Annotated in this window: 22 protein-coding genes; 13 read left to right on the top strand and 9 right to left on the bottom strand. The window is 47.8% G+C overall.

Going from position 1 to position 25,656, the window contains the following annotated elements; translation table 11 throughout:
• Positions 1–118: 118 nt before the first annotated feature.
• The 8 genes from GWG06_RS03995 to GWG06_RS03960 form a co-directional block, all read right to left on the bottom strand.
• Positions 119–961 carry an aminotransferase class IV gene (locus GWG06_RS03995; protein ID WP_127038100.1) on the bottom strand — a complete coding sequence of 281 codons (843 nt, stop codon included), beginning with the start codon at positions 959–961 and terminating at the stop codon, positions 119–121.
• A 195-nt stretch (positions 962–1,156) separates the two neighbouring features.
• A complete protein-coding gene (locus GWG06_RS03990) occupies positions 1,157–1,813 on the bottom strand; it encodes a 3-oxoacid CoA-transferase subunit B (RefSeq protein ID WP_160711487.1) in 657 nt (218 codons plus the stop codon).
• A 32-nt stretch (positions 1,814–1,845) separates the two neighbouring features.
• Positions 1,846–2,538: a CoA transferase subunit A gene (locus GWG06_RS03985; RefSeq protein WP_127038096.1), complete on the bottom strand. Its 693-nt coding sequence runs from the start codon at positions 2,536–2,538 to the stop codon at positions 1,846–1,848.
• A 21-nt stretch (positions 2,539–2,559) separates the two neighbouring features.
• The gene (locus GWG06_RS03980; protein WP_160711485.1) at positions 2,560–3,042 is read right to left on the bottom strand and encodes a DUF4296 domain-containing protein; all 483 of its coding nucleotides are present in this window, start codon (positions 3,040–3,042) and stop codon (positions 2,560–2,562) included.
• Between the two features lie 61 nt (positions 3,043–3,103).
• Positions 3,104–4,033: a type IX secretion system protein PorD gene (gene porD / locus GWG06_RS03975; RefSeq protein WP_127038092.1), complete on the bottom strand. Its 930-nt coding sequence runs from the start codon at positions 4,031–4,033 to the stop codon at positions 3,104–3,106.
• Positions 4,026–5,249 (bottom strand): bifunctional phosphopantothenoylcysteine decarboxylase/phosphopantothenate--cysteine ligase CoaBC, encoded by a 1,224-nt coding sequence (coaBC, locus tag GWG06_RS03970; RefSeq protein ID WP_235938129.1) that lies wholly within the window; start codon positions 5,247–5,249, stop codon positions 4,026–4,028. Before coaBC ends, porD begins: the two co-directional genes overlap by 8 nt.
• Positions 5,250–5,352: 103 nt before the next feature.
• A complete protein-coding gene (locus GWG06_RS03965) occupies positions 5,353–5,694 on the bottom strand; it encodes a DNA-directed RNA polymerase subunit omega (RefSeq protein WP_078668842.1) in 342 nt (113 codons plus the stop codon).
• Positions 5,663–6,493 carry an outer membrane protein assembly factor BamD gene (locus GWG06_RS03960; RefSeq protein ID WP_127038090.1) on the bottom strand — a complete coding sequence of 277 codons (831 nt, stop codon included), beginning with the start codon at positions 6,491–6,493 and terminating at the stop codon, positions 5,663–5,665. Before GWG06_RS03960 ends, GWG06_RS03965 begins: the two co-directional genes overlap by 32 nt.
• Before the next feature lie 438 nt (positions 6,494–6,931).
• Here GWG06_RS03960 and mraZ point away from each other — a divergent pair, with 438 nt between their 5' ends.
• The 13 genes from mraZ to ftsZ all read left to right on the top strand — a co-directional run bounded on the left by mraZ (position 6,932) and on the right by ftsZ (position 23,735).
• Positions 6,932–7,399: a division/cell wall cluster transcriptional repressor MraZ gene (gene mraZ, locus GWG06_RS03955; protein ID WP_127038088.1), complete on the top strand. Its 468-nt coding sequence runs from the start codon at positions 6,932–6,934 to the stop codon at positions 7,397–7,399.
• A gap of 10 nt (positions 7,400–7,409) precedes the next feature.
• Positions 7,410–8,321 carry a 16S rRNA (cytosine(1402)-N(4))-methyltransferase RsmH gene (gene rsmH / locus GWG06_RS03950; RefSeq protein ID WP_127038086.1) on the top strand — a complete coding sequence of 304 codons (912 nt, stop codon included), beginning with the start codon at positions 7,410–7,412 and terminating at the stop codon, positions 8,319–8,321.
• Between the two features lie 101 nt (positions 8,322–8,422).
• Positions 8,423–8,803, top strand: coding sequence for an FtsL-like putative cell division protein (locus GWG06_RS03945; RefSeq protein ID WP_235938127.1), 381 nt, complete (start codon positions 8,423–8,425; stop codon positions 8,801–8,803).
• A 188-nt stretch (positions 8,804–8,991) separates the two neighbouring features.
• Positions 8,992–11,097, top strand: coding sequence for a penicillin-binding protein (locus GWG06_RS03940; protein WP_127038084.1), 2,106 nt, complete (start codon positions 8,992–8,994; stop codon positions 11,095–11,097).
• The gene (locus GWG06_RS03935; RefSeq protein ID WP_160711483.1) at positions 11,098–12,564 is read left to right on the top strand and encodes a UDP-N-acetylmuramoyl-L-alanyl-D-glutamate--2,6-diaminopimelate ligase; all 1,467 of its coding nucleotides are present in this window, start codon (positions 11,098–11,100) and stop codon (positions 12,562–12,564) included.
• A gap of 83 nt (positions 12,565–12,647) precedes the next feature.
• Complete coding sequence (gene mraY, locus GWG06_RS03930; protein ID WP_127038081.1) at positions 12,648–13,907, top strand: phospho-N-acetylmuramoyl-pentapeptide-transferase; 1,260 nt, start codon at positions 12,648–12,650, stop codon at positions 13,905–13,907.
• Positions 13,908–13,941: 34 nt separating this feature from the next.
• Complete coding sequence (murD, locus tag GWG06_RS03925; protein ID WP_127038079.1) at positions 13,942–15,282, top strand: UDP-N-acetylmuramoyl-L-alanine--D-glutamate ligase; 1,341 nt, start codon at positions 13,942–13,944, stop codon at positions 15,280–15,282.
• A 160-nt stretch (positions 15,283–15,442) separates the two neighbouring features.
• Complete coding sequence (locus GWG06_RS03920) at positions 15,443–16,639, top strand: FtsW/RodA/SpoVE family cell cycle protein (RefSeq protein ID WP_235938126.1); 1,197 nt, start codon at positions 15,443–15,445, stop codon at positions 16,637–16,639.
• A gap of 37 nt (positions 16,640–16,676) precedes the next feature.
• On the top strand, positions 16,677–17,768 hold the full coding sequence (murG, locus tag GWG06_RS03915) for an undecaprenyldiphospho-muramoylpentapeptide beta-N-acetylglucosaminyltransferase (protein WP_127038077.1): 1,092 nt from the start codon (positions 16,677–16,679) through the stop codon (positions 17,766–17,768).
• A gap of 58 nt (positions 17,769–17,826) precedes the next feature.
• On the top strand, positions 17,827–19,176 hold the full coding sequence (murC, locus tag GWG06_RS03910; protein ID WP_127038075.1) for a UDP-N-acetylmuramate--L-alanine ligase: 1,350 nt from the start codon (positions 17,827–17,829) through the stop codon (positions 19,174–19,176).
• 63 nt (positions 19,177–19,239) lie between these two features.
• Positions 19,240–20,325, top strand: coding sequence for a cell division protein FtsQ/DivIB (locus GWG06_RS03905; RefSeq protein ID WP_160711481.1), 1,086 nt, complete (start codon positions 19,240–19,242; stop codon positions 20,323–20,325).
• A complete protein-coding gene (gene ftsA / locus GWG06_RS03900; RefSeq protein WP_127038071.1) occupies positions 20,322–21,728 on the top strand; it encodes a cell division protein FtsA in 1,407 nt (468 codons plus the stop codon). Before GWG06_RS03905 ends, ftsA begins: the two co-directional genes overlap by 4 nt.
• 174 nt (positions 21,729–21,902) lie before the next feature.
• On the top strand, positions 21,903–23,735 hold the full coding sequence (ftsZ, locus tag GWG06_RS03895; RefSeq protein WP_160711479.1) for a cell division protein FtsZ: 1,833 nt from the start codon (positions 21,903–21,905) through the stop codon (positions 23,733–23,735).
• 87 nt (positions 23,736–23,822) lie between these two features.
• On the opposite strand, the gene GWG06_RS03890 is transcribed toward ftsZ, so the two are convergent.
• Complete coding sequence (locus tag GWG06_RS03890) at positions 23,823–25,571, bottom strand: DUF4091 domain-containing protein (protein ID WP_202182941.1); 1,749 nt, start codon at positions 25,569–25,571, stop codon at positions 23,823–23,825.
• Between the last annotated feature and the right edge of the window lie 85 nt (positions 25,572–25,656).

Genomic DNA, 25,656 nt, shown 5'->3' with positions numbered 1-25,656 from the left:
ATGTGGTTATTTAAAATGCAGCGAAGATTACGTTGTATACACATGAAGCTATACGCGAAGATCTTCGCTGCGTTTTAAATAACCAAATCTCAAATGAATAAATCTCAAATGATAGGTCTTAAATATCGAAGAGGGTTTCGTGTAATATGGCGGAGGTGGCATTGCCGTAGCTGCTGTCGCGGAAGGCACCTACCCACCTGATGCCCTGGATAGCGTTCGTTAAAAATATTTCATCAGCATTTTCCAGGTCTTCGATGGTAAGCGGCTGTTCTATAATACGGAAGGGAAGGTCAGATTTCAATAGATGCTTACGCATCACACCGCATACACCTCCTTCAGAAAGCGGCGGGGTATAGATGGTTTTCTGATGAACGATGAAAACGCTGGCGATAGTACTATCCGCTACGCGGCCATACTGATTCAGTAACAGCACTTCATTCAGCCGGTGTTGCCGGGCATACATGGCAGCCATTACATAGGGCAGGCAGTTATTGGATTTGATGGAAGAGAATTTATCAGAAGATTTTCTGGCATCCGGGAAGACATCCAGTAAAAGGCCAGTTTCATTCAGCTCCATCACGGATTTATTGAGATCCCATGTCTGGATCACATAGCAGGGCTGGTTATTAACAGGGTCGTACAGGCCGCCGTCTGCCCGGAATACTGTAAACCGTACCCTTGCCATTTCGGCCACCTGATTTTTATGGCAAAGGTCTAATATCTGTGTAAAGAAAAATGTCTTGGTAAAATGAGCAGGAACTTCAAAATGCAGGAGGTTCAGGCTGGCAAGCAGGCGCTCAAAGTGCAGGTCGCCCAGCACTACATTTCCCTGGTAAACCTTCAGGGTTTCAAAACATCCATCCCCGTAGCGGAATGAACGGTTATCGGCTGTTAAGATAGGATCACCGGTATGTACGTATTTACCGTTATAACAAAGGAAACCAACTTGCACCTCAAACATATTTAGCAAGTTGTAAGTTAGCCAATAATTCTGTGATTTGTCGAATTAGGATGGGATAAATAATTGCGAATTACGAATTGCGAATTACGAATGAGGAAGCGAAGATTTAAACGAAGATTAAAGGTGATATGTAATGGTTATCGCTTAAATCTTCGCTTCCTCATTCGTAATTCGCAATTCGTAATTCGCAATTAACTATAAAACCATTTCCGGCACCTCTCCTTCCACAATCAACTTACCTGCTGTTTTGGATTTGATCTCTTCTACGGTTACGCCGGGAGCGCGTTCCAGGAGTTTAAAGCCCTGCGGGGTGACGTCCAGTACGGCGAGTTCGGTGACTATTTTCTTTACGCAATTGACGCCGGTAAGGGGTAAGGTGCAGTCAGGGAGTAGTTTGCTCTCACCTTTGGGGTTGGTATGCATCATGGCAACGATGATGTTTTTGGCAGATGCTACCAGGTCCATGGCGCCGCCCATTCCCTTTACCATTTTACCGGGAATCTTCCAGTTGGCAATATCTCCGTTGTGGGATACTTCCATGGCGCCGAGAACGGTGAGGTCTACCTTGCCGGCCCGTATCATACCGAAGCTCTCGGCGGAATCAAAAAAGCTGCCGCCGGGTAGCAGGGTCACGGTTTCTTTTCCTGCATTAATGAGGTCCGCGTCGATGTCTGCTTCCAGCGGATAGGGGCCCATGCCGAGCATACCGTTTTCCGACTGCAGCATGATGGAAATGCCTGCAGGGATGTAGTTGGCGACCAGTGTAGGGATGCCGATACCCAGATTTACATACATACCATCCCGCAATTCCTGCGCAATTCTTTTGGCAATGCCATATTTATCAAGAGGCATAAAAAGCTGATTTAGAAATTAATAGATGCTGCTCAGATCTGGACAGTTTTACGTTCTATCCGTTTTTCATAGTCTGCGCCTCCGAAGATGCGGTGCACATAGATACCGGCAACGTGTATGTTGTCAGGATCCAGTTCTCCCGGCTGTACCAGGTGCTCTACTTCCGCAATGGTGATTTGTCCGGCTTTGGCCATGGAGGTACTGAAATTACGGGTAGTTTTACGGAACTGCAGGTTGCCCATGGTATCTCCTTTCCAGGCTTTTACAATGGCAAAATCGGCGTGCAGCGCCATTTCCATCAGGTAATGCTTACCGTTGAATTCGCGGGTTTCTTTTCCGGCAGCGATTTCAGTACCATAACCGGCGGGGGTAAAAAAGGCGGGGATGCCCATGCCGGCCATCTGAATACGGGTGGCCAATGTGCCTTGCGGAATCAGGTCTACTTCCAGCTCGCCGGCCAGAAGTTGTCTTTCAAATTCGGCGTTTTCTCCTACATAGGACGACATCATTTTTTTGATCTGGCGGGTTTTCAGCAACAGGCCCAGTCCGAAATCGTCAACGCCGGCATTGTTGGAAATACAGGTGAGTCCTTTGATACCTTTTCTTACCAGCGCAGCAATACTTTTTTCCGGGATACCACACAAACCAAATCCACCCAGCATTAACACCGCGCCATCCGGAATATCATGTATGGCCTCGTCTGCATTAGCTACTACTTTGTTCATGTTTTGGTGTTTTATTATATCTTATGGTTGCCGTTTCACGAAAGGCCGTACAGTGTCGGTATTCGTGGGAATGGCAATGGCTTTTTCTGCGTAGGGGAAAATAATTTTCAGCCGGTGCATCAGTGGGGCGCTTTCACTTCCCGGCTCTCCCAGTTTGGCTTTTCGCGCGGTGAGGTCTGCCTGCACCATTTCAAATACCTCTTTCATCCGGTCAGGATGATTTTCATAATACGTGTAGCTGGTCATAAACGTCTTCGCATCTATTTTATGCAGGTCCAGCACCTGTTTGTACAGCACTTTGACTTTTTCCTGCCGGATAGAATCCGGTACCCGCATATTATCCTGGGTAATATCATTTCCGTAGGCATCTGCCACCGACATATCCACCAGGATGGCGGTCATTTTCTGCTTATCGATATACTCCTTGGGTATCCGGTCTCCATCTCCACAGGCAGTGAGAAACCATATTATTACTGCCGCTAGCGCTGTTATGCTGTTCTTCATTTTTTCTGATTGGTCCTGTTAGCAGCTGTATAACGGCAAAGGCTATACGCTGACAGGTAGCTTATTTCATTTGTTGATACTTCTGTGCATTCGGTATATCCATCTGGGCCAGTAATTCCGCGGCCCTGCTTTTTTCCTGCGGCATGGCCTTGGAAAATATTTTCTGCAGTTCATCTGCCTTTGCCTGGTAGAAAGTCTGCATCAGCATGGAATTGGGTATATCCTGGTGAATAGCATAGAGCAGGTTGAGGCAATTCATAATGGCAGCGCGGCCTCTGGCTGCATCGTCATACATAATATCGAGGCCGTTGCGGTGGTATTGGTACATGACATCGTGGAAGTTCAGGAACTTCACATTGAGGAGGTTATCCTGCAGCCAGTAGCGGTTACGCTGACCTTCAAAGGCTTTCCAGCCGGTGATATCTTTTCCGTCGGGCGCGTTGTTGACGATATTGAGCGCTTTTTTGAAGTAGGCATCGCCGCCGCGCGGGGAAAAGGAATCGTAGTCCAGCCCCAGGATGACGTTTACATAATAGGCCATGACAGCCGTAAGATTAGAAGCCAGCGGGTCATTACCTACCACGCGGTTATCGTTGAATTCCAGCGGCTGGAATTCCGCGTACCGGAACAATACGTTATTGTCCTGGGTGTTGAGCAGGCTGGTCACATACCCGCTGTTATATACGGGCCGGGTAGCCTGTATGGTGAGCGAAGCCTTATAGGTGTTTTCACCGGCCACCCCGGTAATATTGAGCAGGAAATTACATTCAATCCTTTCCGCGGGCGTGAAGGCATCATCAGTCCAGTGGCGGTTATTGAGGAACTCCTTCAGGGCTGTCTGCAGGGTGGTAAACACTTTTCTGTCTACGCCCTGTACCTGGTTGGCGATCACGGTAACGTTGGCCCTGATCTCCTGTGCACGGGCAGTACGGCCGCAAAATAAAAAGAAGGCGCCTGCCAGCAGCAGGGTCAAAGGGAAACGGTTATGCATGTTGCAATTCGATTATAGCAGAAACAATATCCTTGGCAACTTCCTGTTTGGATTTCAGCGGCAGGCTGCGTTCTTTGCCGTGGTGGTCAAACAGGGTTACTTTGTTGGTGTCATAGTTGAATCCGGCTCCTGCGTCTGCGAGGGAGTTCATTACAATCATATCCAGGTTCTTATCCCGCAGTTTTTTGAGGGCGTATTCCCTTTCGTTGTTGGTTTCCAGGGAGAAGCCCACCAGCAGTTGCTGGGGCCCTTTGTTGTTACCCAGTGTTTTCAGGATATCATGGGTTTTCTCCAGGGCTATGCTGAGCTGTTCGTTGTCTTTCTTGATTTTCTTATCAGATGTCTGCGCCGGGCGGTAGTCAGCCACAGCGGCAGCGGCTACCACAATGTCCGATAGCGGGTAAACGGCAATGACGCTGCGGAACATTTCTTCGGCAGACTGTACATTGATGATATCGATACCGGGGTGATGGGTGGTGAGGTGGGTAGGGCCGAGTACCAGTTTCACGCGGGCGCCGGCATCGGCGAGGGCTTCCGCGATGGCGATACCCATTTTTCCGCTGGAGTGGTTGGTAATATACCTTACGGGGTCAATGTGTTCAATAGTGGGCCCGGCAGTTACTACGGCTACTTTACCATCCAATGGCTTGCGGGCATTGGATGCCTGGCTGAAGTGGCGGCGCAGCAGGGCGACCATGCTTTCAGGTTCCGCCATGCGGCCTTCTCCGAACAGGCCGCTGGCCAGTTCGCCGGAGTCCACGGGGATCTGCAGGTGGCCATACTGGCGGAGTTTGTCCAGGTTGGCCCTGGTGGCGGGATGACGCCACATGTCTTCATCCATGGCGGGGGCGAAGAGAACGGGGCAGGCGGCCGACAGGTAAATGGCCAGCAGCAGGTTATCGCAGAGGCCGTTGGCCATTTTGGCGAGGGTATTGGCAGAAGCAGGTGCTATGAGCATAACATCTGCCCAGCGGCCCAGCATGACGTGGTTATTCCAGCTGTTGTGGTCGCTGATATGGAGCGGTACTTCATTTTTGGAGAGGGTAGCCAGGGTGAGCGGGGTGATGAAATCTGCTGCTGCAGGGGTCATCACCACTTTTACGATGGCGCCTTCCTTTACGAGCAGGCGGGTGAGGGTAGCCGCCTTATAGGCCGCGATACTGCCGGAAACGCCCAGCAGAATCTTTTTTCCATGTAGAATTTTAATATCGTCCATAGATATAAAAACAAAAAAAAAGCGGCAGATATTATTCTGCCGCCATGAAATTAATATTTTTATTTTTCGCAATCACGCACCTCACAAAATAATGTGCGGCGGATTAGCTGAACAGATCGTCGTCGTTCTTGCGGAAATAAATTTTATTATCCAGGAACTCCTGAGTAGCCTGAATTGCAGGATTTGCCAGTCTTTCGTAAAAGCGGGAAATCTCAATCTGCTCCTTGTTTTCGTGTACTTCTTCGAGGTTGTCAGTATGACTGGCAAACTCTTCCAGCTTGGAATGGAGCTCCTCTTTCACGGAAATATTGATCTGATTGGCGCGTTTGGCTATCACGGCAATAGACTCATATAAGTTTCCGGTCCGGTTCTTAATGTCGGTAGTATTTTTGGTTTCTACCCAGGGATTAAGACTACTGGTTAGACTTCTCTTTATTTTGCTCATTTTCCAGTGATTTAATATTATTTTGTGCTAAGGTATAAAATTTTTCGGCTTCCGGCTTCAATTTACTGTTTGGATAGTGGTCGGCAAAGTCCATGTACTCACTCACAACTGTTTCGTAGCGTTCTTTTTGCTTTTCCTCTATACTGTTTTTAGCATAATTGAAATAGGCCCTGATAGCCATTATCTTGTAGCCGTCGCTTTTATCAGAGTCCGGGTAGTTGCGCATCAGGTTTTTGAAGGCGATACCGGCAGCTTTATAAAAGCCGAGGTTGTAATACAGTTCGGCGGCTGAATATTCTTTTTTCTCCAGTTTGCGGCGGCAGAGTTCAATCACCAGGTTGGCTTCCGCCACCTTATCCGCGGTGGGATAGTTGTTGATGAAGGTCTGCATCTGTGCCATGGCCTTCATGGTGTTGGTCTGGTCCAGGGAAACCTTGGGAGACTGTTTATAGTAGCAATAAGCCTGCATGTAGTCTATTTCCACAGCTCTGGGGCTGTTGGGAAACACATCCAGATAATTTTTAAAGTGAAATGCTGCCTGCACATAGTCCTTTACATAGTAGGAGCAGTATGCATAGTTATAGTACAGCGCTTCGAATTTTTCAGTTCCCTTGTACACCGTTAACAGGTCCTGGTAGAGCGTTTGCGCCGTATTGTATTTTTTCTTCTGGAACAATTTATCCGCATACGCGAGCTTCTTCTCGAAGTTGTTGCTTTTTTCGATTCTTCTCAGCTCCGTATTACAGGAAGTGGATACTATCAGCGCAAGGATAGTGGTGTACAATAAAAATTTCCGCATAAAAGAGTGGCAAAATTAAGAATTAAATGTAAATGTAAGGCAGAGAGATTTTCATTGCTGTTAAAATTTTGCAAAAGGGGTAATTAAATCGCTGAAACAGCGTCTTTTCCATCCGGAAATTAAATTTTACCACCTGTTCCCACCGAAAATAAAAAAAGGGGGGCAGAAAGTCAAAAAAAGCCGGTAAAAAAATTTTATCAAAGGGGTTACAGATACGCTTTTCAGAAGATATGAACACATAATTCACATTAATTAACACGTTATACACATACATACACACATAATGCACAGCTACGGTGCATAAAGGCGTGTGAAACCCTGTATATTGGCCTTTCTGTTCCTGTGGAAAAAATTTATAAAGTATTTTTTCGTTAAAAAGTGGGAAAAAGTGTTATTTTGTGTTAGAAAATGGATTTTTGAAATACTTTGCCCCATGGTATGACAGGTTTTCTTGGCGAATATGAAGCAACGCTGGACGCAAAGGGCCGCTTTTTACTGCCTGCTGGATTCAAAAAGCAGCTGTCAGAAAGCGCCGGTGGACAGTTTGTGATTAACCGCGGCTTTGAGAAGTGCCTGTCGTTGTATCCCATGAACGAGTGGCAACCCATTTTCGAACGTATCAGCAAGCTGAACGATTTTGACCCGAAAGTAAGGGAATTTAGGCGCTACTTCCTGAACGGGGCTACCATACTGGAGTTAGATAGCGCGGGAAGACTGCTGGTACCGAAAAACCTGCTGTCATACGCTAATCTGGAAAAAGATATTGTGCTGGCAGCAGCATCCAATAAAATCGAGATCTGGGATAAAGGTAAATACCAGGAGTTCTTTGAAAATTTCTCACCAGGAGCCTTCAGTGATCTGGCTCAACAGGTTATGGGAGGAGGAGACAATAATATTTCAATTTAAACTGGAGCATATGGGCGAACAACAATATCACCTACCCGTTCTGCTGCAGGAAACAACAACGCTTCTACAGATTAATCCCGAGGGAACTTATGTAGATGCTACGTTTGGAGGCGGAGGACACTCAAGAGCCATACTGGAGAAACTGGGCGAAAAAGGACGACTGATAGTATTTGATCAGGATGAAGATGCTTACCGCAACAGGATTATAGATGAACGTGTAACATTTGTACAACAAAATTTCCGGCACCTGCAACGCTTCCTGAAATTACATAAGGCGGAACAGGTAGACGGCGTGCTGGCGGATCTGGGTGTGTCTTCACACCAGTTCGATACGGCAGAAAGAGGTTTCAGCATCCGGTTCAACGGAGACCTGGACATGCGAATGGATACGAGAACAACGCTCACGGCAGCACAAATACTGGCTACCTGGGGCGAAGCAAGGTTACAACTGATTTTCCAGGATTACGGAGAAGTGACGAATGCCAAAACGCTGGCACAAACCATTGTCAGGCTACGAAAAACACACCCCATGCGTACTATCACAGAATTCAAATCTGTGATCCAGCCCATCGTAAAAGGCAACCCGCAAAAATATCTGGCCCAGGTTTTCCAGGCCCTGCGTATAGCCGTTAACGATGAACTGGGCGCTTTAAAAGATTTACTGACACAATCTGCCAACGTGTTAAAACCAGGAGGCAGATTGGCCATCATCACCTTCCACTCGCTGGAGGACAGGCTGGTAAAAAATTTTATGAAGACAGGCAGTTTCGAGGAAGCACCGGAAGATCCGTTTGGAAAGGAAACACCCCCCAAATTGTTCAGATTAATCACAAAAAAACCGGTTACCGCCAGCGATGCAGAACTGAAGCTTAACAGCAGATCCAGAAGCGCAAAGCTGAGAGTAGCCGAAAAAACATCGTGATACGGCATTTCGCCGGCTCACAAGATCCTATCCTATCCTATACACATCTGTTGTGATTTGCTTTCATTTTATATTGTCAATCTGTTAAAAAGGCATAAAGCGTGTTGCAGGAAGAAGTTATAGAAAAAAACCAGGATACACCCGAGACAGTTACTGAAACTGCCTCCAGGGATACCAAACGGGAATGGCGTCTGCGCATCAATTACAGAGCGCTGGTGCAAAACATGCCCTTTATCGGTTTCCTGTCTGTTCTGGCATTGATCTATATCGCCAACAGTCATCTCGCTGAAAAAAAAATCCGCCGCATTAATCAGCTTGGCAAAGAAATTAAAGAGCTCAAGTGGGAATACATCAACGTGAAAAGTGAGCTCATGTTTCGCAGTAAAATGAGTGAAGTCAGCAAGTCGGTAGAGCCGCTGGGCCTTAAAGAACTCAGCTCCCCTCCACAAAAGATTGTGCTGAAAAAAGATACTGAAAAATGATTTAATCATTGGTACCTGATGCTGCCCGCCTGATAATCAGGACGGGGATGCTGGTAATCAAAATTGGCAAGCATCTCATATAAAAAAAGCAGCCAGTGTCAGGTACCTCCCTTAATAGCCGTTAGCTGTTAGGCATTAGCATTCCGCTAAGCCCTAACAGCTAAAAGCATAAAGTTAATATTACGAAAGTGGATGTAAAAAAGGACATATTGTGGCGTGTGTATCTGTGCCTGATCGGCATGGCACTCTTCGGTGTGGCCATCCTGGTTAAGGTTTTCTACATCCAGAACATTAAAGGCGACTACTGGCGGAATATGGCTGACAGCCTCCATACCGGATATGTAGCCCTCGATGCGGAAAGAGGAACCATCTACTCTGAAGAAGGCAGAATGCTGTCTACCTCCATTCCCTACTTCGATATACGCATCGATTTCGCCGCCGACGGCCTCCGCGATAAAAACGGCAAAGTGTTCAAGGAAAACCTCGACTCCTTATCCCTGGCACTTTCCCAGACTTTCGGCGACCGCACCAGAGCAGGATACAAACAACTCCTGCAGGAAGGCTACAAATCAAAGGACCGCTACTTTCTCCTGAAAAGAGATGTGCCCTTTAACCAATACCAGCAGCTACGCTCCTTCCCCATGTTCCGGCTGGGGAAAAATAAAGGCGGTATGATCGCGGAAAGCAAAAGCAAACGTATCAACCCCTTTAAACTCCTGGCCAACAGAACCATCGGACTGGCCAGAGAAAACTCCCAGAGCGTGGGCCTGGAAAGAACCTATAACGATTACCTGAAAGGGGTAACCGGAAAAAGACTGATGCGCCGCATCGCAGGCGGTACCTACGTACCCGTGGAAGGCTATGATATCGAACCGGAAAACGGCCGCGATATTATCACCACCCTCGATGTTAACATGCAGGACATCGTGGAAACCGCCCTCATGAATATGATGGTTTCCAATGAAGCAGATCACGGCACCTGTATCCTCATGGAAGTTAAAACCGGCAAAATCAAAGCTATCGCCAATCTGGGCCGGCAACCCGATGGCAGCTACTGGGAAAATATGAACTATGCACTGCAGGTAGGCGAACCCGGTTCCACCTTTAAACTGGCTACCGTCATCTCTGTGCTGGAAGATAAATACGCGACCATGAACTCCATGGTCAATATGGAAAATGGACGCTGGCAGGTAGGCCGCAGAACCGTATTCGATTCTGAACCCCACCCCGGCCCCCAGAATGTAACCATCAAACACGCATTTGAACTCAGTTCCAATGTAGGAATGGCTAAACTGGCCGTTCAGTTTTATGGCAGACAACCCAACAAATTTGTATCTAATCTCAAAAGACTGAGACTGGATCAGAGTACGGGTATAGACCTGGTCGGTGAAGGCAGACCGGTGGTTAAAACCACCGCCTCCAAAACATGGAGCAATACCTCACTGCCCTGGATGGCATTCGGTTACGAAGTGCTGATAAGCCCGCTGCAAACGTGCATGCTGTACAATGCAGTGGCCAACAACGGTAAAATGATGAAGCCCTACCTCGTCAATTCTGTGATGGAATTTGGCCAGGTAGTTAAACAGTTTGAGCCTACCGTACTGCTGGACAGCATCTGCTCCAACCGGACACTCAGACAGGTACAGGCCATGCTGGAAGGTGTTGCTGTAGACGGTACTGCGAAAAGATTACGCAGCCCCTACTACAACTTCGCCGCCAAAACCGGTACCGCCCTCGTCGCCAACGGCAGCAGAGGTTACGCTGATAAAATCTACCAGTCCTCATTCGCCGGATATTTCCCGGTCAATGATCCGCAGTACACCTGCGTGGTAGTCATCAAAAACAAAGCGCACGCACTGCGCTTCTACGGCGCCAATGTAGCAGGCCCCGTATTCCGCGAGGTAGCTGACAAACTGTATGCTATCGCCGTGGAAAAACAAAAGCCCATGCAGGCCACCCTTCAGCTGGATTCAACACTGGCAATGAAAAACGGGAAAGGCGCTGAATGGAAAGAAATACTAGGAACACTCCGGCTGCCCGCCAGTAGCTCCGTCAGCAACAACAGCTGGGTAAGCGCAAAGGTCAGCAACCGGAAAATTGCCTTTGAATCACTGACGCAAGCCAAAGGCGCCGTACCCGACGTAACAGGAATGGGCCTTAAAGACGCGCTGTACCTGCTGGAAAATGCCGGGCTGCGGGTAGTGGTGAAAGGAGCCGGAAAAGTGAGAACACAATCTCTCCCCGGCGGAACAAGAATAGGAACTGAACAGACAATCGTAATAGAACTGAGTTAGATGAAGACGCTGCGCGACATATTGTATAATGCAGGCATCAGAGCCGTTCATGGTAATACCGACATTACCGTGAACGCATTGTGTATCGATTCCAGGGCCATACGCCCCGGAGATGCTTTCATTGCGGTGAAAGGAGTACATGTAGACGGCCATCAGTACATTGATAAAGCCATAGAACAAGGCGCTGCCGCCATCATTTGTGAAACATTGCCGGAACAACTTTCCGGCAACACCGTTTTTGTACAGGTAGAAAACAGTGCGCAGGCCAGCGGTGTCATCGCAGGAAACTTCTATGACAACCCATCCCATAAACTGCAGCTGGTAGGCGTAACCGGTACCAACGGAAAAACCACCATCGCTACCCTGTTATTCCGCCTGTTCACCAGGCTGGGCTATCATTGCGGGTTATTGTCTACCGTACAGAATCAGATCGGCGATAACGTGATACCTTCCACGCATACCACGCCGGACCCTGTCAGCCTCAACGCCCTGCTGGCCAGAATGGCGGACGAAGGCTGCCTGTACGCCTTTATGGAAGTAAGCTCCCACGCAATTCACCAGCAGCGTATCGCCGGACTGAAATTCGCGGGAGGCATCTTCAGTAATATTACCCATGATCACCTGGACTATCATAAAACATTTGATGAATACATCCGGGTAAAGAAAGCATTCTTTGACCAGCTGCCGGCAACGGCTTTTGCTCTCACCAACCTCGATGATAAAAGAGGGATGGTCATGCTGCAGAATACCAGAGCAAAAAAGGCGACCTACAGCCTGCGCACCCTGGCGGATTTCAAAGGTAAAATACTGGAAAATAACCTCACCGGACTGATTATGCAGATCAATGAAACGGAGGTACACTTCCGTCTCATCGGTGAATTCAATGCCTATAACCTGCTGGCAGTATATGGCGCAGCCATACTGCTGGGCAGCGATAAAGCAGCCGTACTCCGCGCCCTCAGCGATATTCAGGGTGCAGAAGGCAGGTTCGATTATATCGTTTCTGCACACGACCAGATCATCGCTATTGTGGATTATGCACACACGCCGGATGCATTGAAAAATGTACTGGCCACGATCAAAAACCTGCGCAAAGGACACGAACAGGTAATTACCGTAGTAGGCTGCGGCGGTGACAGAGATACGGCTAAAAGACCTGTCATGGCCGATGTGGCGGCAGAACTGAGCGACCGGGTGATTCTGACATCCGATAATCCGCGCTCGGAAGATCCTGCAGCCATCATCCACGAAATGGAAGCCGGCGTACCGGTGCATCTGAAGAAAAGAGTGCTCTCCATTACCGACAGGAAAGAAGCTATCAAAACAGCTGTTTCCCTCGCCGGTAAGGAAGACATCATCCTCGTTGCCGGAAAAGGCCATGAAAAATACCAGGAAATAAAAGGAGTGAAACATCCCTTTGACGATAAACAGGTGCTGCAGGATGTGATGAAACTGATGGACAAATAAAACTAAAAGAGGAACCAAGAACTTAATAATCCAATGCTTAACAGCCGGCAATCCGCTGAGGAAGCCGACTACGACTAAAACATATGTTATATTATTTTTTAAATTACCTGAAAACAGAATTTAAGATCAGCGTCATCGGCGGTGGTATGTTTCAGTTTATCACCTTCCGTGTAACGATGGCTCTCCTGCTGTCGCTGGTCATCTCTTTGTTATTGGGTAAACGTATTATTAAGTTCCTGCAACGCAAACAGATCGGCGAAACCATCCGTGAACTGGGCCTCCAGGGTGAAAACACCAAAAAAGGCACCCCTACCATGGGCGGCCTGATTATTCTCGCAGCTATTATCATCCCTACCCTGCTCTTTGCACAGGTAGCCAATGTATATATCTGGCTCATACTGTTATGTACCGTATGGCTGGGACTCATCGGATTTGTAGATGATTATATCAAGGTATTTAAAAAGAATAAGGAAGGACTGGCCGGCAAATTCAAGATCCTGGGCCAGGTAGGACTCGGCCTCATTGTAGGTACCACCCTCTACTTCAATACGGATGTAGTGGTATCACGTGAAGTAATGGGCGCTAAAAAACTGGCCCCTTATGAAAGGCAGATGACCAACCATCCGGAAAGGGTTACCCGCGACGGACACCGGTTTGTGGATGTAAAAACACCCATTACCACTATCCCGTTCGTTAAAAACCATGAGTTCAATTATTCCAAACTGATCTCCTGGATTCCGGGAGCAGAAAAATATACGTTCGTCATCTACATACTGATCGTCATCTTTATCATTACCGCCGTATCCAACGGCGCTAATATAACGGACGGACTGGATGGCCTGGCAACAGGAGTGTCGGGCATTATAGGAATAGGGCTCGGCATTTTTGCTTATGTATCCGGCAACATCCAGTTTGCGGAATACCTCAACATTATGTACATCCCCAACCTCGGTGAGCTGTCTATTTTCATCGCGGCCTTTGTGGGTGCATGTGTTGGGTTCCTCTGGTATAATGCATACCCCGCACAGGTTTTCATGGGCGACACCGGAAGCCTGGCTTTGGGAGGAATTATCGCCGCACTGGCATTCATTGTACGCAAAGAGCTGCTGATTCCTATCTTCTGCGGCGTATTCCTGGTAGAACTGTTATCTGTCATGTTACAGGTATCCTACTTCAAATACACCAAGAAGAAATACGGAGAAGGCAGACGTATACTGAAAATGTCGCCGCTGCATCACCACTACCAGAAACTGGGATACCACGAAAGCAAAATATCCGTGCGTTTCTGGATCGTAACCGTGATGTGCGTAGTGTTTGCCATCGCAACATTTAAAATGAGATAATAAATTAACAGACTAACATAGAAGACTAAACGAAATGGAACATAAACTCATCATATTAGGAGCCGGTGAAAGCGGAATAGGTGCAGCCTTGCTGGGAAAACAGCAGGGATATGATGTTTTTGTATCTGACGGAAGTATCATAAAAGATAACTATAAACAGGAACTGGCGGTAAACCATATCTCTTTCGAAGAAGGACATCATTCCTGGGATATCATACTCGGCGCAGACGAAATCGTTAAAAGCCCCGGTATCCCTGAAAAATCGGAACTGATGAAAAAGGTACGCGAAAAAGGCATACCTGTCATCTCCGAGATAGAGCTGGCCTACCGTTTCTCGACAGGTAAAAAGATAATTGCCATCACCGGCAGCAACGGCAAAAGCACCACTACTGCCCTCACCTACCACGTCTTTAAAACTGCAGGACTGGATGTGGCTATGGTAGGAAATATTGGTGTCAGCTATGCCAGGCAGGTGGCGACCGCCCCGGCGGAGTATTATGTGATTGAAATCAGCAGCTTCCAGCTGGATGACATTAAGGAATTCAAACCCAACGTGGCCATCCTGCTGAACATTACGCCTGATCACCTGGACCGGTACGACTACAAAATGGAAAATTATGTAGCGTCCAAGTTCAGAATCGCGATGAACCAGACAAAAGAAGATTATTTCATCTATTGTATGGATGATCCGGAGATCATGCATCATTTGGCGCAGCAACCCATTTATTCAACATCAATACCTTTTACCATCATGAAACCACTGAAAGAAGGCGGCTTTATTGCCAACGAGCAGTTGCAAATACTGGTTGACGGAGAACCGGTTATCATGTCCATGTACGACCTGGCACTAAAAGGGAAACACAATCTGTATAATTCGATGGCAGCAGCAATTGCAGGCAGAACCATGGATATAAGAAAGGAAAAAATCCGCGAAAGCCTGGCTTCCTTCAAAAGCCTGGAACATAGAATGGAATATGTGACTACTGTCCGCGGTGTGGATTTTATCAATGACAGCAAGGCTACCAACGTAAACTCCGTCTGGTTTGCCCTCGAAAGCATTGAGAAACCTATTGTACTGATTATGGGAGGTGTGGATAAAGGCAATGACTACAGTGCCATCCGCGACCTCGTAAAAGAAAAAGTAAAAGCTATCATCTGCCTCGGTGTAGATAACGCCCCCATCGTGGACGCATTATCCAAAGACACACCGGTCATGATCAGCACCGGCAGTATGCCGGAAGCCGTACGCGCAGCCTTTGACCAGGCAACAAAAGGAGACGTGGTCATGCTCTCTCCCGCCTGCGCCAGCTTCGACCTCTTCAAAAACTATGAAGACCGCGGCCGCAAATTCAAAGAAGCCGTAAAAGAACTGTAACGGAAAAGGAAAAAGATTGAATAAAGGGCTTCCTGAACAAAACACAATCAATAAAACACAATCAACATAACACAATCAACATAACATAATCAACATAACATAAAACAACAAAACACAATAAAATCTCAAATAACAAAATAAAAAAATAATCTGATACCATATGATGGGGTTGCTACATAGAACAAAAGGCGATAAGGTTATCTGGACGATAGTAATATTTCTATCGCTGGTGAGCCTGCTGGCTGTATATAGCGCAACCGGCTCCCTCGCCTACCGTGAGCGGGGCGGTCATACGGAATATTATCTGCTGAAACAGCTCACTGTGCTGGTGATGGGTATTGTGATTATCTATTTCGCGCACCGGGTAAACTACACCATTTACTCCCGGGTGGCGCAGGTAGGTTTCCTCATATCCATACCGCTGCTGATCTACACACTGGCCTTCGGATCGCATATCAACGATGCCAGCAGATGGATCCGGCTCCCGATTATCAACCTGACGTTCCAGACATCGGATGTGGCCAAACTCGCCATCTTCATGTATGTGAGCCGGCAGTTGTCCAGACGGCAGCATGTGATCAACGATTTCAAAAAGGGATTTCTGCCCATTATCATACCGGTAGGCATCATCTGCGTATTGATTATGCCGGCCAATATGAGTACGGCCCTGCTGCTGGGCGCCAGCTGCATGCTGCTCTGCTTTATAGGCCGCGTACCGGTAAGGTTCCTGGCTTCCATGGTGGCAGGCGGACTGGTACTGGTGCTGCTCCTGTTCTTTGTGGCCAAGCTCACCAACATGGAAATGCGTACCAAAACCTGGGAAAAGCGTATTGACAGCTTTCTGCATGACGATCATACAGAGATTCCGTACCAGGTACAGCAGGCCAACATCGCCATCGCCGGCGGGGGCATACTGGGCAAAGGACCGGGTAACAGCACGCAGCGCAACTTTTTACCACATGCGTATTCCGATTATATCTATGCAACGATCATTGAAGAATACGGTATGTTCGGCGCATTCCTGATACTGGCGGCTTACATGCTGCTGCTGCTGCGGTGTATCAGGATATATAAAAAATGCCCCTACGCTTTCGGAGCATTCCTGGCAGTAGGGCTCAGTGTTACGCTGGTGATACAGGCGCTGACCAATATGGCTGTTAACGTACAGCTGTTCCCGGTGACAGGAGTTACCCTGCCGTTGGTGAGCATGGGCGGTTCCTCTGTATTATTTACCAGCATGGCCATTGGCATCATCCTTAGTGTGGCGCGCAACGTGGAAGAGATGGAAGGTAAACAGGCCGAAAGAGAAAGACTGGAAAGAGTAATGGCGAACGCAGATAATACTGCCGTTGCCTGATAATATAAAACGTAAAACGATAAAGCAGACTGAATTCATGCAACGCAAAGTGATCATAGCAGGTGGAGGCACCGGAGGACATATCTTCCCGGCGATAGCGATTGCCAATGCGTTGAAAAAAATCCATCCGGATACCGACATCCTCTTTGTAGGCGCCATCGGTAAAATGGAAATGGAGAAAGTACCCGAAGCAGGCTATCCCATCAAAGGGCTGGAAATTGCAGGGTTCAACCGCAGCAACATCTTCAAAAATATATTGCTGCCCTTTAAAATCTGGAAAAGCCTGCGTCAGGCTAAAGCAATCCTGGCAGACTTTCAGCCGGATGCTGTAGTGGGTGTTGGCGGTTATGCCAGCTTCCCCATGCTGAGAAGGGCACAGAAAAATAATATTCCGACGCTGATACAGGAACAGAATTCCTTTGCCGGCAAAACGAATAAGATTTTAGGTAAAAAAGCGAAGAAGATATGTGTGGCGTACGATGGTATGGAGAAATTTTTTCCGGCAGATAAAATTGTTATTACCGGCAATCCGGTGAGAAACAATATCACACAATCTGCCGCCACCCGGGAAGATGCCATGCAGCATTTCGGGCTGAATCCGGAAAAGCAGACCATCTTCGCCGTTGGCGGAAGCCTCGGCGCCAAATCCATCAACGAAGCCCTGGTGCCTTTGCTGGAAAAAATGGTGCAGCAGGATATACAGCTGATATGGCAGACCGGCAAGCCCTTTTATGAAACAGCCAAAGCGGCAGCTGCCCCGTATGCTGAGCATATCAAGGTGCATCAGTTCATCAACGTGATGGACCTTGCCTACAAGGCAGCAGATGTGGTACTGTCCCGCGCCGGCGCCCTCGCCATCGCAGAACTCTGCGTGGTAAAGAAACCGGTAATATTCGTGCCTTATCCCTTTGCTGCGGAAGATCATCAGACTTCCAACGCCATGAGCCTGGTGAATAAGAAAGCCGGCCTCATTATCAGCGACAGCGAAGTCAGGACGCAACTGGACAACGTACTTTTCAGCCTCCTCCAAAACAGGGCGCTGATGGAACAACTGGAACAAAATATCGGCAAACTGGGGAATCCCAACGCCGATATGGTGATTGCAAAAGAAGTACTGTCGGTTATTTGAGATTTGGTTATTTGATTATTTGATTATTTGAGATTTGATTATCTGGGATTAGAGATATATGGATTTGAACAACATACATAAGGTTTATTTCATCGGCATCGGTGGTATCGGCATGAGTGCCATTGCACGCTTTTTCAACGAGAAAGGCGTTAAAGTGAGCGGCTACGACCGTACTGCTACTCCGCTTACCAGACAACTGGAAGCAGAAGGTATGCAAATCCATTACACAGATGATGTAAATGCTATTGACAAGGATACTAACCTTGTCGTATATACGCCGGCCATTCCGGCTACACATACGGAACTGCAATGGTATCGCGATAATGGCTATGAAGTGGTAAAACGCAGTGATGTATTGCAGGAAATTACCCGTACCCTGTTTGCCATTACAGTGGCAGGCACCCATGGCAAAACAACCGTTTCTACCATGATTGCCCACCTGCTCACAGACAGCGGCTACGGCTGTAACGCTTTCCTGGGCGGTATCAGCGTGAACTACAACAAAAATTTCTGGAGCAGCGATAAACAGGTTGCCGTTATTGAAGCAGATGAATATGACCGCTCCTTCCTGAAATTAAGTCCGGATATAGCTGTGCTTACTGCCATGGATGCAGATCACCTGGACATTTACGGTACGCCGGAAGCCATGGAAGAAGCATTTATTCAGTATACGCACAACATCAAGCCCAATGGCACGCTGATTGCTAGGTTCGGCCTGCATCGCGGCAGTGAGCTGAAAGCAGACAACAAGCTGCTCTACAGTTTACAGAACGATGCTGCCAACGCTTACGCTGCCAACATCCGCATGATTAACGGCGGATACGAGTTTGATGTAATGCAGCAGGACTGGATGATTGATAACCTGCACCTGCAGATCGGCGGTATGCATAATGTGGAAAATGTTGTAGCAGCCATTACCGTAGCACACCTGTTAGGTATCAGCGCAGATAAAATCAGGGCTGCAGTAGCCAGTTTCAAAGGTATCAAACGCAGGTTTGAATATGTGATCAAGAACGATCATCAGGTATATATAGATGATTATGCACATCACCCGGAAGAGTTGCGGGCACTGATTACCAGCGCCAGAGCACTATTTCCCGGCAGACAATGCACGGTTATTTTTCAACCGCACCTGTTCAGCCGTACACGCGACTTCGCGGAGGGTTTTGCAGCAAGTCTTTCGCTGGCAGATGAAGTGATTTTATTACCCATCTATCCCGCCCGTGAACTGCCGATTGCCGGCGTCACCAGCGAGATACTGGCAGCCCGGATTACCGTACCTGTAAAAATTATGCAGAAAGAAGAAGTGCTGGAATGGCTGAAAAAAACACCTGTTCCGCTCCTGATTACTGCCGGCGCCGGCGATATCGATCAGTTAAAAGAACCGATCAGCCATTTGCTTAATTAAGATTTTATCGCAAATAAAATCCGTAAATCAGAAAATTTCATAAATCCGTAAATATTAACATCCGTGTCTAAAACCAGAACAGTATTCAAAAAGCTTGGTGCGCTTCTCCTCTGGGGAGCAGCACTGACCGGTTTTGTGGTACTGCTGGCAGCAGCCAACCAGGATAAGGATGCCGGTAAATGCAAAAGCATCCGGGTATCCTTCGAAGGAAAAGATGATAACTTCTTCATAGAATCAAAGGATATAAAATCACTGATAACGAAAGATAAAAACCTGAATCCGATAGGCAAAACAGTAGGCGAAATCAATATCGCACAACTGGAAGCCATTGTAGACCAGGATCCGTGGGTAAAAAATTCAGAGCTGTACTTCGACAACAGGCATAACCTGCATATCAAGGTAACACAGCGGGAGCCGATAGCCAGGGTATTTACCTTTTCCGGCAACAGCTACTACCTGGATGAAGCGGCAGAACGTATTCCGGTTTCCGCGCGCTATGCAGCCAGGGTACCGGTTTTCACAGACTTCCCTACGGATGCGGAAAAGCTGCAGCAGCCGGATAGCCTGCTTACCGCACAGATCGTGTCGCTTGGCAGTTATATCCTGAACGATCCCTTCTGGATGGCGCAGGTAGAACAACTGATGGTAACGCCTGAACGCAGATTTGAATTCGTGCCGAAAATGGGAGATCAGGTAATTGTATTCGGAGATGGAAATGATATTGAAAAGAAGTTCACCAAACTGCTGGCTTTTTACAAGGAAGGTTTAAACAAAGTAGGCTGGAACAATTATACGCGCATCAACATCGCATTTGAAAACGAAGTAGTGTGCACCCGTAAAGATGGAGTAGCTCCGCTGCAACCGCCAATACCGAAGGATAGCCTGAAACTGGCTATAGCAGACGAGCCGCCGATTGCAGACAGCGAAGACTCAACGGAGAAGGCCCCGGAAGTAAAAAAACCGGAACCAGCTCCGCCCGCTGCCAGACCGGTAGAGAAAAAACCGGCAGCAGCAAAAGCAAAGGCCAGAGCGCCGGAGAAAAAAGTGAAGAAAGAAAAAGCAGCAGCGCCGCCCAAGCAACAACCCAAAGCAGTGTATAAGCCAGGGAATAAATCTGTTAACACATCAAAAAAACAAAAAACGCCATGAATCAGGAAGCTCCCATCATTGTAGGCCTCGACATAGGAACTACGAAGATTGCTGCCATTGCAGGACGGAAGAATGAATACGGGAAACTGGAAATCCTGGGATTCGGTAAAGCTACATCGTTTGGTGTGCAGCACGGTATGGTGCTGAATATCGACCAGACGATCAAAGCTATCAGGCAAGCCCTGGAAAACTGTTATGCCTCCAGCCCCAATCTGGAAATCAACGAAGTGTACGTTGGCATCGCAGGGCACCATATCAAAAGTTTGCAGACCCGTGGCGATATCGTCCGCAACGACACTGATGCGGAAATATCCCAGAAAGATATTGATCAGCTTATCAACGATCAGTACAAAACTGTTATCCCTGCCAGCGATCAGATTATTGATGTAATCCCACAGCAATATATTGTGGACAGTCTGCAGAATATCACCTACCCCATTGGTATGTCGGGGGTGAAGGTGGGTGCAAACTTCCATATCATTACCGGTGATAAAAATGCTATCCGCAACATTAACCGCAGCGTGGAGAAATCCGGTCTGAAAATCCGTGACCTGGTACTCCAACCCCTGGCTTCTGCTGCAGCTGTAATGTGCGATATGGACTTCGAAGCCGGCGTTGCCATCGTGGACATCGGCGGTGGAACCACCGACCTGGCAGTGTTCTACGAAGGTATACTGAAACATACAGCAGTTATTCCTTACGGCGGTGAAAATATTACCAACGATATTAAAAACGGCCTGGGCGTACTGAAAACACAGGCTGAACAGATGAAGGTTCAATTCGGTTATGCACTGGCCGATGAAGCGAAAAGTAATGCCTACATTACTATTCCGGGTTTACGCGGACAAAGCCCCAAAGAGATTTCCGTGAAAAACCTGGCGCATATCATCCAGGCGCGTATGAGTGAAATACTCGATTTCGTGGTATATCATCTCAAACAGATCGGTATGGACAATAAAATGCTGAACGGCGGTATAATCCTTACCGGTGGCGGATCCCAACTCAAGCATCTGATTCAGCTGACAGAGTACACAACCGGCGCCAGCGCTCGCATCGGCTTCCCGAACGAGCATCTCGCCAGCGGTATGTTCGACGATGAGCTGACCAAACCCATGTATGCTACCTGCGTAGGCCTGATACTGAAAGGTTACAATGATTATGAGAATGACCGTAAGTCGCTCGAAGAAAATTATGTAAAAATTAATACCAGCTATCTGGCAAAAGAACAGGCCGCACAAACTTTCTCCCAACCGGAAGAATGGGAAGAAGAAGCAACGCCGTCAACGCAGGAAATCCAGGACAGGAAAGCAAAAGAAAGGAATGCCTCCCTGAAGAATTTTCTGGATAAAATGAAAACGAAGATCATTGATATGTTTACAGAAGAAGAAGATGCAAAACTGTAAACTGTAAATGGAACAATTGTTGTGAACAGCAAACGTTTAATATATAAGAATTAAGAACGATAATTAATAATGACAGGAATATGAACCATAATAATAACGGCAAAGCATACACGCACTTAATTCTTAATCAGTTCATTATTAATTATTCGTACTAACCCATAAAAGTATAGAGTCATGATACATTTTGATCTTCCTAAGGAAAAATCTTCTATCATCAAAGTCATCGGAATTGGTGGCGGTGGAAGTAATGCGGTGAATCATATGTATAGCCAGCGCATTGAAGGGGTGAATTTTATTATCTGCAATACCGATGCTCAGGCTATTGCCAACAGCCCTGTGCCCAACAAAATCCAGTTGGGACCGCACCTCACACAGGGGTTGGGAGCCGGCGCCAATCCCGAAATCGGGAAGCAGGCTACAGAAGAATCCTTTGAAGAAATCAAAAAAATACTGGAGGTTAATACCAAAATGGCCTTCATAACTGCCGGCATGGGCGGTGGTACCGGTACCGGTGGCGCCCCTATCATCGCGCGGATATGTAAGGAACTGGGTATCCTGACCGTAGGTATTGTTACTACCCCATTTTCTTATGAAGGAAAGAAAAGAATGCTGCAGGCAGATGAAGGCGTTCAACGCCTGAAAGAGTATGTAGATACCCTGCTGATCATCTCCAATGATAAATTAAGACAGAAATTCGGTGACCTGAAATTCAAGGCCGCCTTCGAAAAAGCGGATAACGTACTCGCTACCGCCGCCAAATGTATCACCGATGTGATCAACTCTACCGGTCAGATCAACGTGGACTTTGCGGATGTTTGCACCGTTATGCGTAACGGCGGCGTGGCTATCCTCGGCGCTTCCATCGCGGAAGGTGAAAACCGTGCGCAGCGCGCCATCGAAGATGCACTGACATCTCCGCTGCTGAATGATAACGATATCCGCGGCGCTAAATGGATCCTTATCAATATCTCCTCTTCTGAAGGTGAATTTGAACATACACTGGATGAAATGGATATTATCCAGGCTTACGTACAAAGCCAGGCCGGCGAGGATTGCGATGTGATCCTTGGTGTAGGCTACGATCAGACCCTGGACCGCAAGCTGGGTGTTACCATCATCGCTACAGGCTTCGAACAGAAACCTATCCAGCAGATGAAACTGACGCCTTCCAGCCCGGAACGCACAGAGCCTAAAATCGTCATGCAGCTCGGAAAAGACGGCGACGAAAAAAAAATGAACATGCAACAGTCCCAGGGACTGCTGTTCCAGGAACCACAGGACCTGATGGCGCCACGCCTCATGGAACCGGTGATCACACATCCTGAACCGGTAATGGCCTACACGCCACCGCAACCTGCTCCGCAACAGGCGCCTATAGCGCCTGCACGGCAGAACTATGTACTCAATGTGCAGCAGGTACCGGTGCAGCCGCAACCTCAGCCGCAACAGCTGACTCCTGAGCAACAATATCAGCAGCAGCTGCAGCAGCAACAACTGCAGCAACAGCAGCAAATGCAACAGCAGATGCAGCAACAGCAACAGATGCAGCAGCCGCCCGTACAGCCCAATGTGAATGTTATTCAGCCACAATCAGGCAGCAGCGCCGGCGGATACCTGAACAGACCCGCTCATATCTACGTGGAGCCCGGCAACACGCCGCCACCGGAAATGAAAATGGTATACAAGGAAGAAGAAGAAATCAATACGCCCATGCCGCCGGATGTGCCTATGCAGCACTCCTACGAAGAGCTGGAAGAACAAAAACGCAAACAGGCCGAAAGAGTGGCCAAACTGCGCAGTATCAGCTTCAACGTAAAAAACATGGACAATAATGCAGAGATTGAAAACGTACCGGCTTATCTGCGCCGTAACGTAACGCTGGACAACGGTGCAGGATCTGCAGAACATTTCTACTCCAATTACACCGTGAGTGGAGATCCGTCTCAGAATAATCATCCTGAGATAAACACTATCAATACATTTTTAGATGGGAAAAAGCCCGATTGATGAACATAAATAATCCATTCGGACAAATTTGATTGTTTTTTAGTTGTGTTAAAAGAAAATCCTCCGGTTCCCCGGAGGATTTTTCTTTTATAATGTGTTCAGCACTGCCCGGGCATCTTTCAGCAAATCTGCCGCCGGTATGGTTTTCAGCGCATTGATATCTTTAAACGGTTGCAGCAGTGTTTCCAGCTTAGCAGCTGTACCTGCAGTATTCTCTGCGCTCAGTATCCGCATCTTCTCATAATCCTGAATACCTTCTACCAGCCTTTCGAAACGGATGGAAGATCTCGGTCCCGGATATACGAAATAAGTATCACCGGCAGCCCAGGCACGGAAACGGGAATCCTGCAACGGGCGCTTTACCCAGCAGTTATAGGCCCAGCGCAGGTAACCGGTATAGCCTTTCGCAGCGGCATGCCACCCCATATACGCCGCTTCTGCGGAAGGTGAAAAGGTAAAGGTATTCGGGAACCCTTCTGTGCAGCAGGTATAAAAAGTAGTAGGTAACCCTTTGGCTACACGCGCTTTCAGCACTTCGTCAGGAAACGGTTCCTTGGAAGCCACGCAGAAATCATACAGCTCCGGCTCAATCGGCGCATGATAACTGCCGGCAAGCGATACCTTGAAATCCTTGTCTGCCTTACGTATCAGCGTCAGCGCCTCTTGCATATCTGCCATAGGTCTTTCATCCATAGCAATAGTAGTCTTGTTGAACCAGCCCTTTGCTTTCAGGTGTTTTACAAAATCAACCAGCATGGGCTGCCAGTGCGCTGTATATTCCGGAGAACCAGGTTTGGCAATCAGCAATGTATCCTTTCCGCTGGCTTCATCATAGTAATAGAATTTCAGGTTCCAGGGAATCATGCTGTAGCAGTTGATTTCCTTGCTGATACCCAGATCCGTCATGAACTGCACCCATTTATCGAAAATGCTGTAGTCATAAGCCCAGCTGCCATCTTTTTTCTTTGTCCATTTCACCATACTGCCGTAAACATCTTCTGTCTGGCTGTTCCACGGATCATAGATGATGGTGGTGGTAATACATTTCTGTCCGGCATCCGCGAGCATTTTCATATAGGGCTTCATCGCCGCGAAATGTGCTGCGCTCCAGGGTTTTACGTTATACATGCGGGCAACGGCATCCGGACTTTGCCACAGATCCAGGTGAAATTTCCAGTCTTTGGCTGCCGGCAGCGTATGGTTTACCACTTCTATTTCATAAGGCAGACTGGTTGTTTCCTTACCTGTCTTTACTATAACAGCACCTTTATACAGACCTGCAGGGGTGCCTTGAGGTACCTGGATGCTGAGCCATACCGGCTGGGTGGTATTGGCCGCAATATCTCTTTTATTGATGATGTCAATACCGTCTGCTACCAGTGAGGAGTCAAAATTCTCCGGCTTGCGGTAGCCGCAGCCGCTGCCGTCTTTATTCAGTTCGTCGGTCATGACATAGCGCACAAATCCGGTTGTGACTGCGCTGGCTGGAATACTGGCATTACCGGCGCCTTTCAGCGGCCCGTTGATAATGTTTACAGCCGTCAGCGGCCTGGTAGTCCAGATAACTACCTGGGTATGTACCCGTTCCCCTTTCCATGCTTTTGTACGCCACGTTTGTGCGAGAGCGTTATAATCCGGCGCGTTCCGTTTTTCATAACGTATATCAACCGAACCGAAAGCGGCATGAAGCCGGGAGTCTTTCACCGGGTCCCAGGAGGCTTTATTGACAGGACGTGGATCAGGGAGTTCCTGATAATCGGCGGAGGGAATGCTTTGCGCCCATACGTTTTGTTGCAATGCCAGTAGTACCAGCATGCCAAAAAATTTGTTCACCATCTGAATCAGCTGTTTTGCTATTAACAATCCGGGCATTTCATCCCCCGGAAATTTCATCGATGCTCAATATCTATAAAATTTCCGG

This window comes from Chitinophaga solisilvae (assembly GCF_009928525.1).
GTDB lineage: Bacteria > Bacteroidota > Bacteroidia > Chitinophagales > Chitinophagaceae > Chitinophaga > Chitinophaga solisilvae.
Note: the sequence above shows the minus strand (reverse complement) of the source record. Positions and strands in the feature narration are given on the sequence as shown.

Coding starts and splice junctions, on each gene's coding strand:
- GWG06_RS03935 (WP_160711483.1), top strand. CDS start 11,098: ATGAAGACGCTGCGCGACATATTGTATAATGCAGGCATCAGAGCCGTT.
- mraZ (WP_127038088.1), top strand. CDS start 6,932: ATGACAGGTTTTCTTGGCGAATATGAAGCAACGCTGGACGCAAAGGGC.
- GWG06_RS03985 (WP_127038096.1), bottom strand. CDS start 2,538: ATGAACAAAGTAGTAGCTAATGCAGACGAGGCCATACATGATATTCCG.
- ftsZ (WP_160711479.1), top strand. CDS start 21,903: ATGATACATTTTGATCTTCCTAAGGAAAAATCTTCTATCATCAAAGTC.
- murG (WP_127038077.1), top strand. CDS start 16,677: ATGCAACGCAAAGTGATCATAGCAGGTGGAGGCACCGGAGGACATATC.
- GWG06_RS03980 (WP_160711485.1), bottom strand. CDS start 3,042: ATGAAGAACAGCATAACAGCGCTAGCGGCAGTAATAATATGGTTTCTC.
- murD (WP_127038079.1), top strand. CDS start 13,942: ATGGAACATAAACTCATCATATTAGGAGCCGGTGAAAGCGGAATAGGT.
- GWG06_RS03920 (WP_235938126.1), top strand. CDS start 15,443: ATGATGGGGTTGCTACATAGAACAAAAGGCGATAAGGTTATCTGGACG.
- GWG06_RS03995 (WP_127038100.1), bottom strand. CDS start 961: ATGTTTGAGGTGCAAGTTGGTTTCCTTTGTTATAACGGTAAATACGTA.
- GWG06_RS03890 (WP_202182941.1), bottom strand. CDS start 25,571: ATGGTGAACAAATTTTTTGGCATGCTGGTACTACTGGCATTGCAACAA.
- GWG06_RS03990 (WP_160711487.1), bottom strand. CDS start 1,813: ATGCCTCTTGATAAATATGGCATTGCCAAAAGAATTGCGCAGGAATTG.
- rsmH (WP_127038086.1), top strand. CDS start 7,410: ATGGGCGAACAACAATATCACCTACCCGTTCTGCTGCAGGAAACAACA.
- GWG06_RS03960 (WP_127038090.1), bottom strand. CDS start 6,493: ATGCGGAAATTTTTATTGTACACCACTATCCTTGCGCTGATAGTATCC.
- ftsA (WP_127038071.1), top strand. CDS start 20,322: ATGAATCAGGAAGCTCCCATCATTGTAGGCCTCGACATAGGAACTACG.
- mraY (WP_127038081.1), top strand. CDS start 12,648: ATGTTATATTATTTTTTAAATTACCTGAAAACAGAATTTAAGATCAGC.
- murC (WP_127038075.1), top strand. CDS start 17,827: ATGGATTTGAACAACATACATAAGGTTTATTTCATCGGCATCGGTGGT.
- GWG06_RS03965 (WP_078668842.1), bottom strand. CDS start 5,694: ATGAGCAAAATAAAGAGAAGTCTAACCAGTAGTCTTAATCCCTGGGTA.
- porD (WP_127038092.1), bottom strand. CDS start 4,033: ATGCATAACCGTTTCCCTTTGACCCTGCTGCTGGCAGGCGCCTTCTTT.
- coaBC (WP_235938129.1), bottom strand. CDS start 5,249: ATGGACGATATTAAAATTCTACATGGAAAAAAGATTCTGCTGGGCGTT.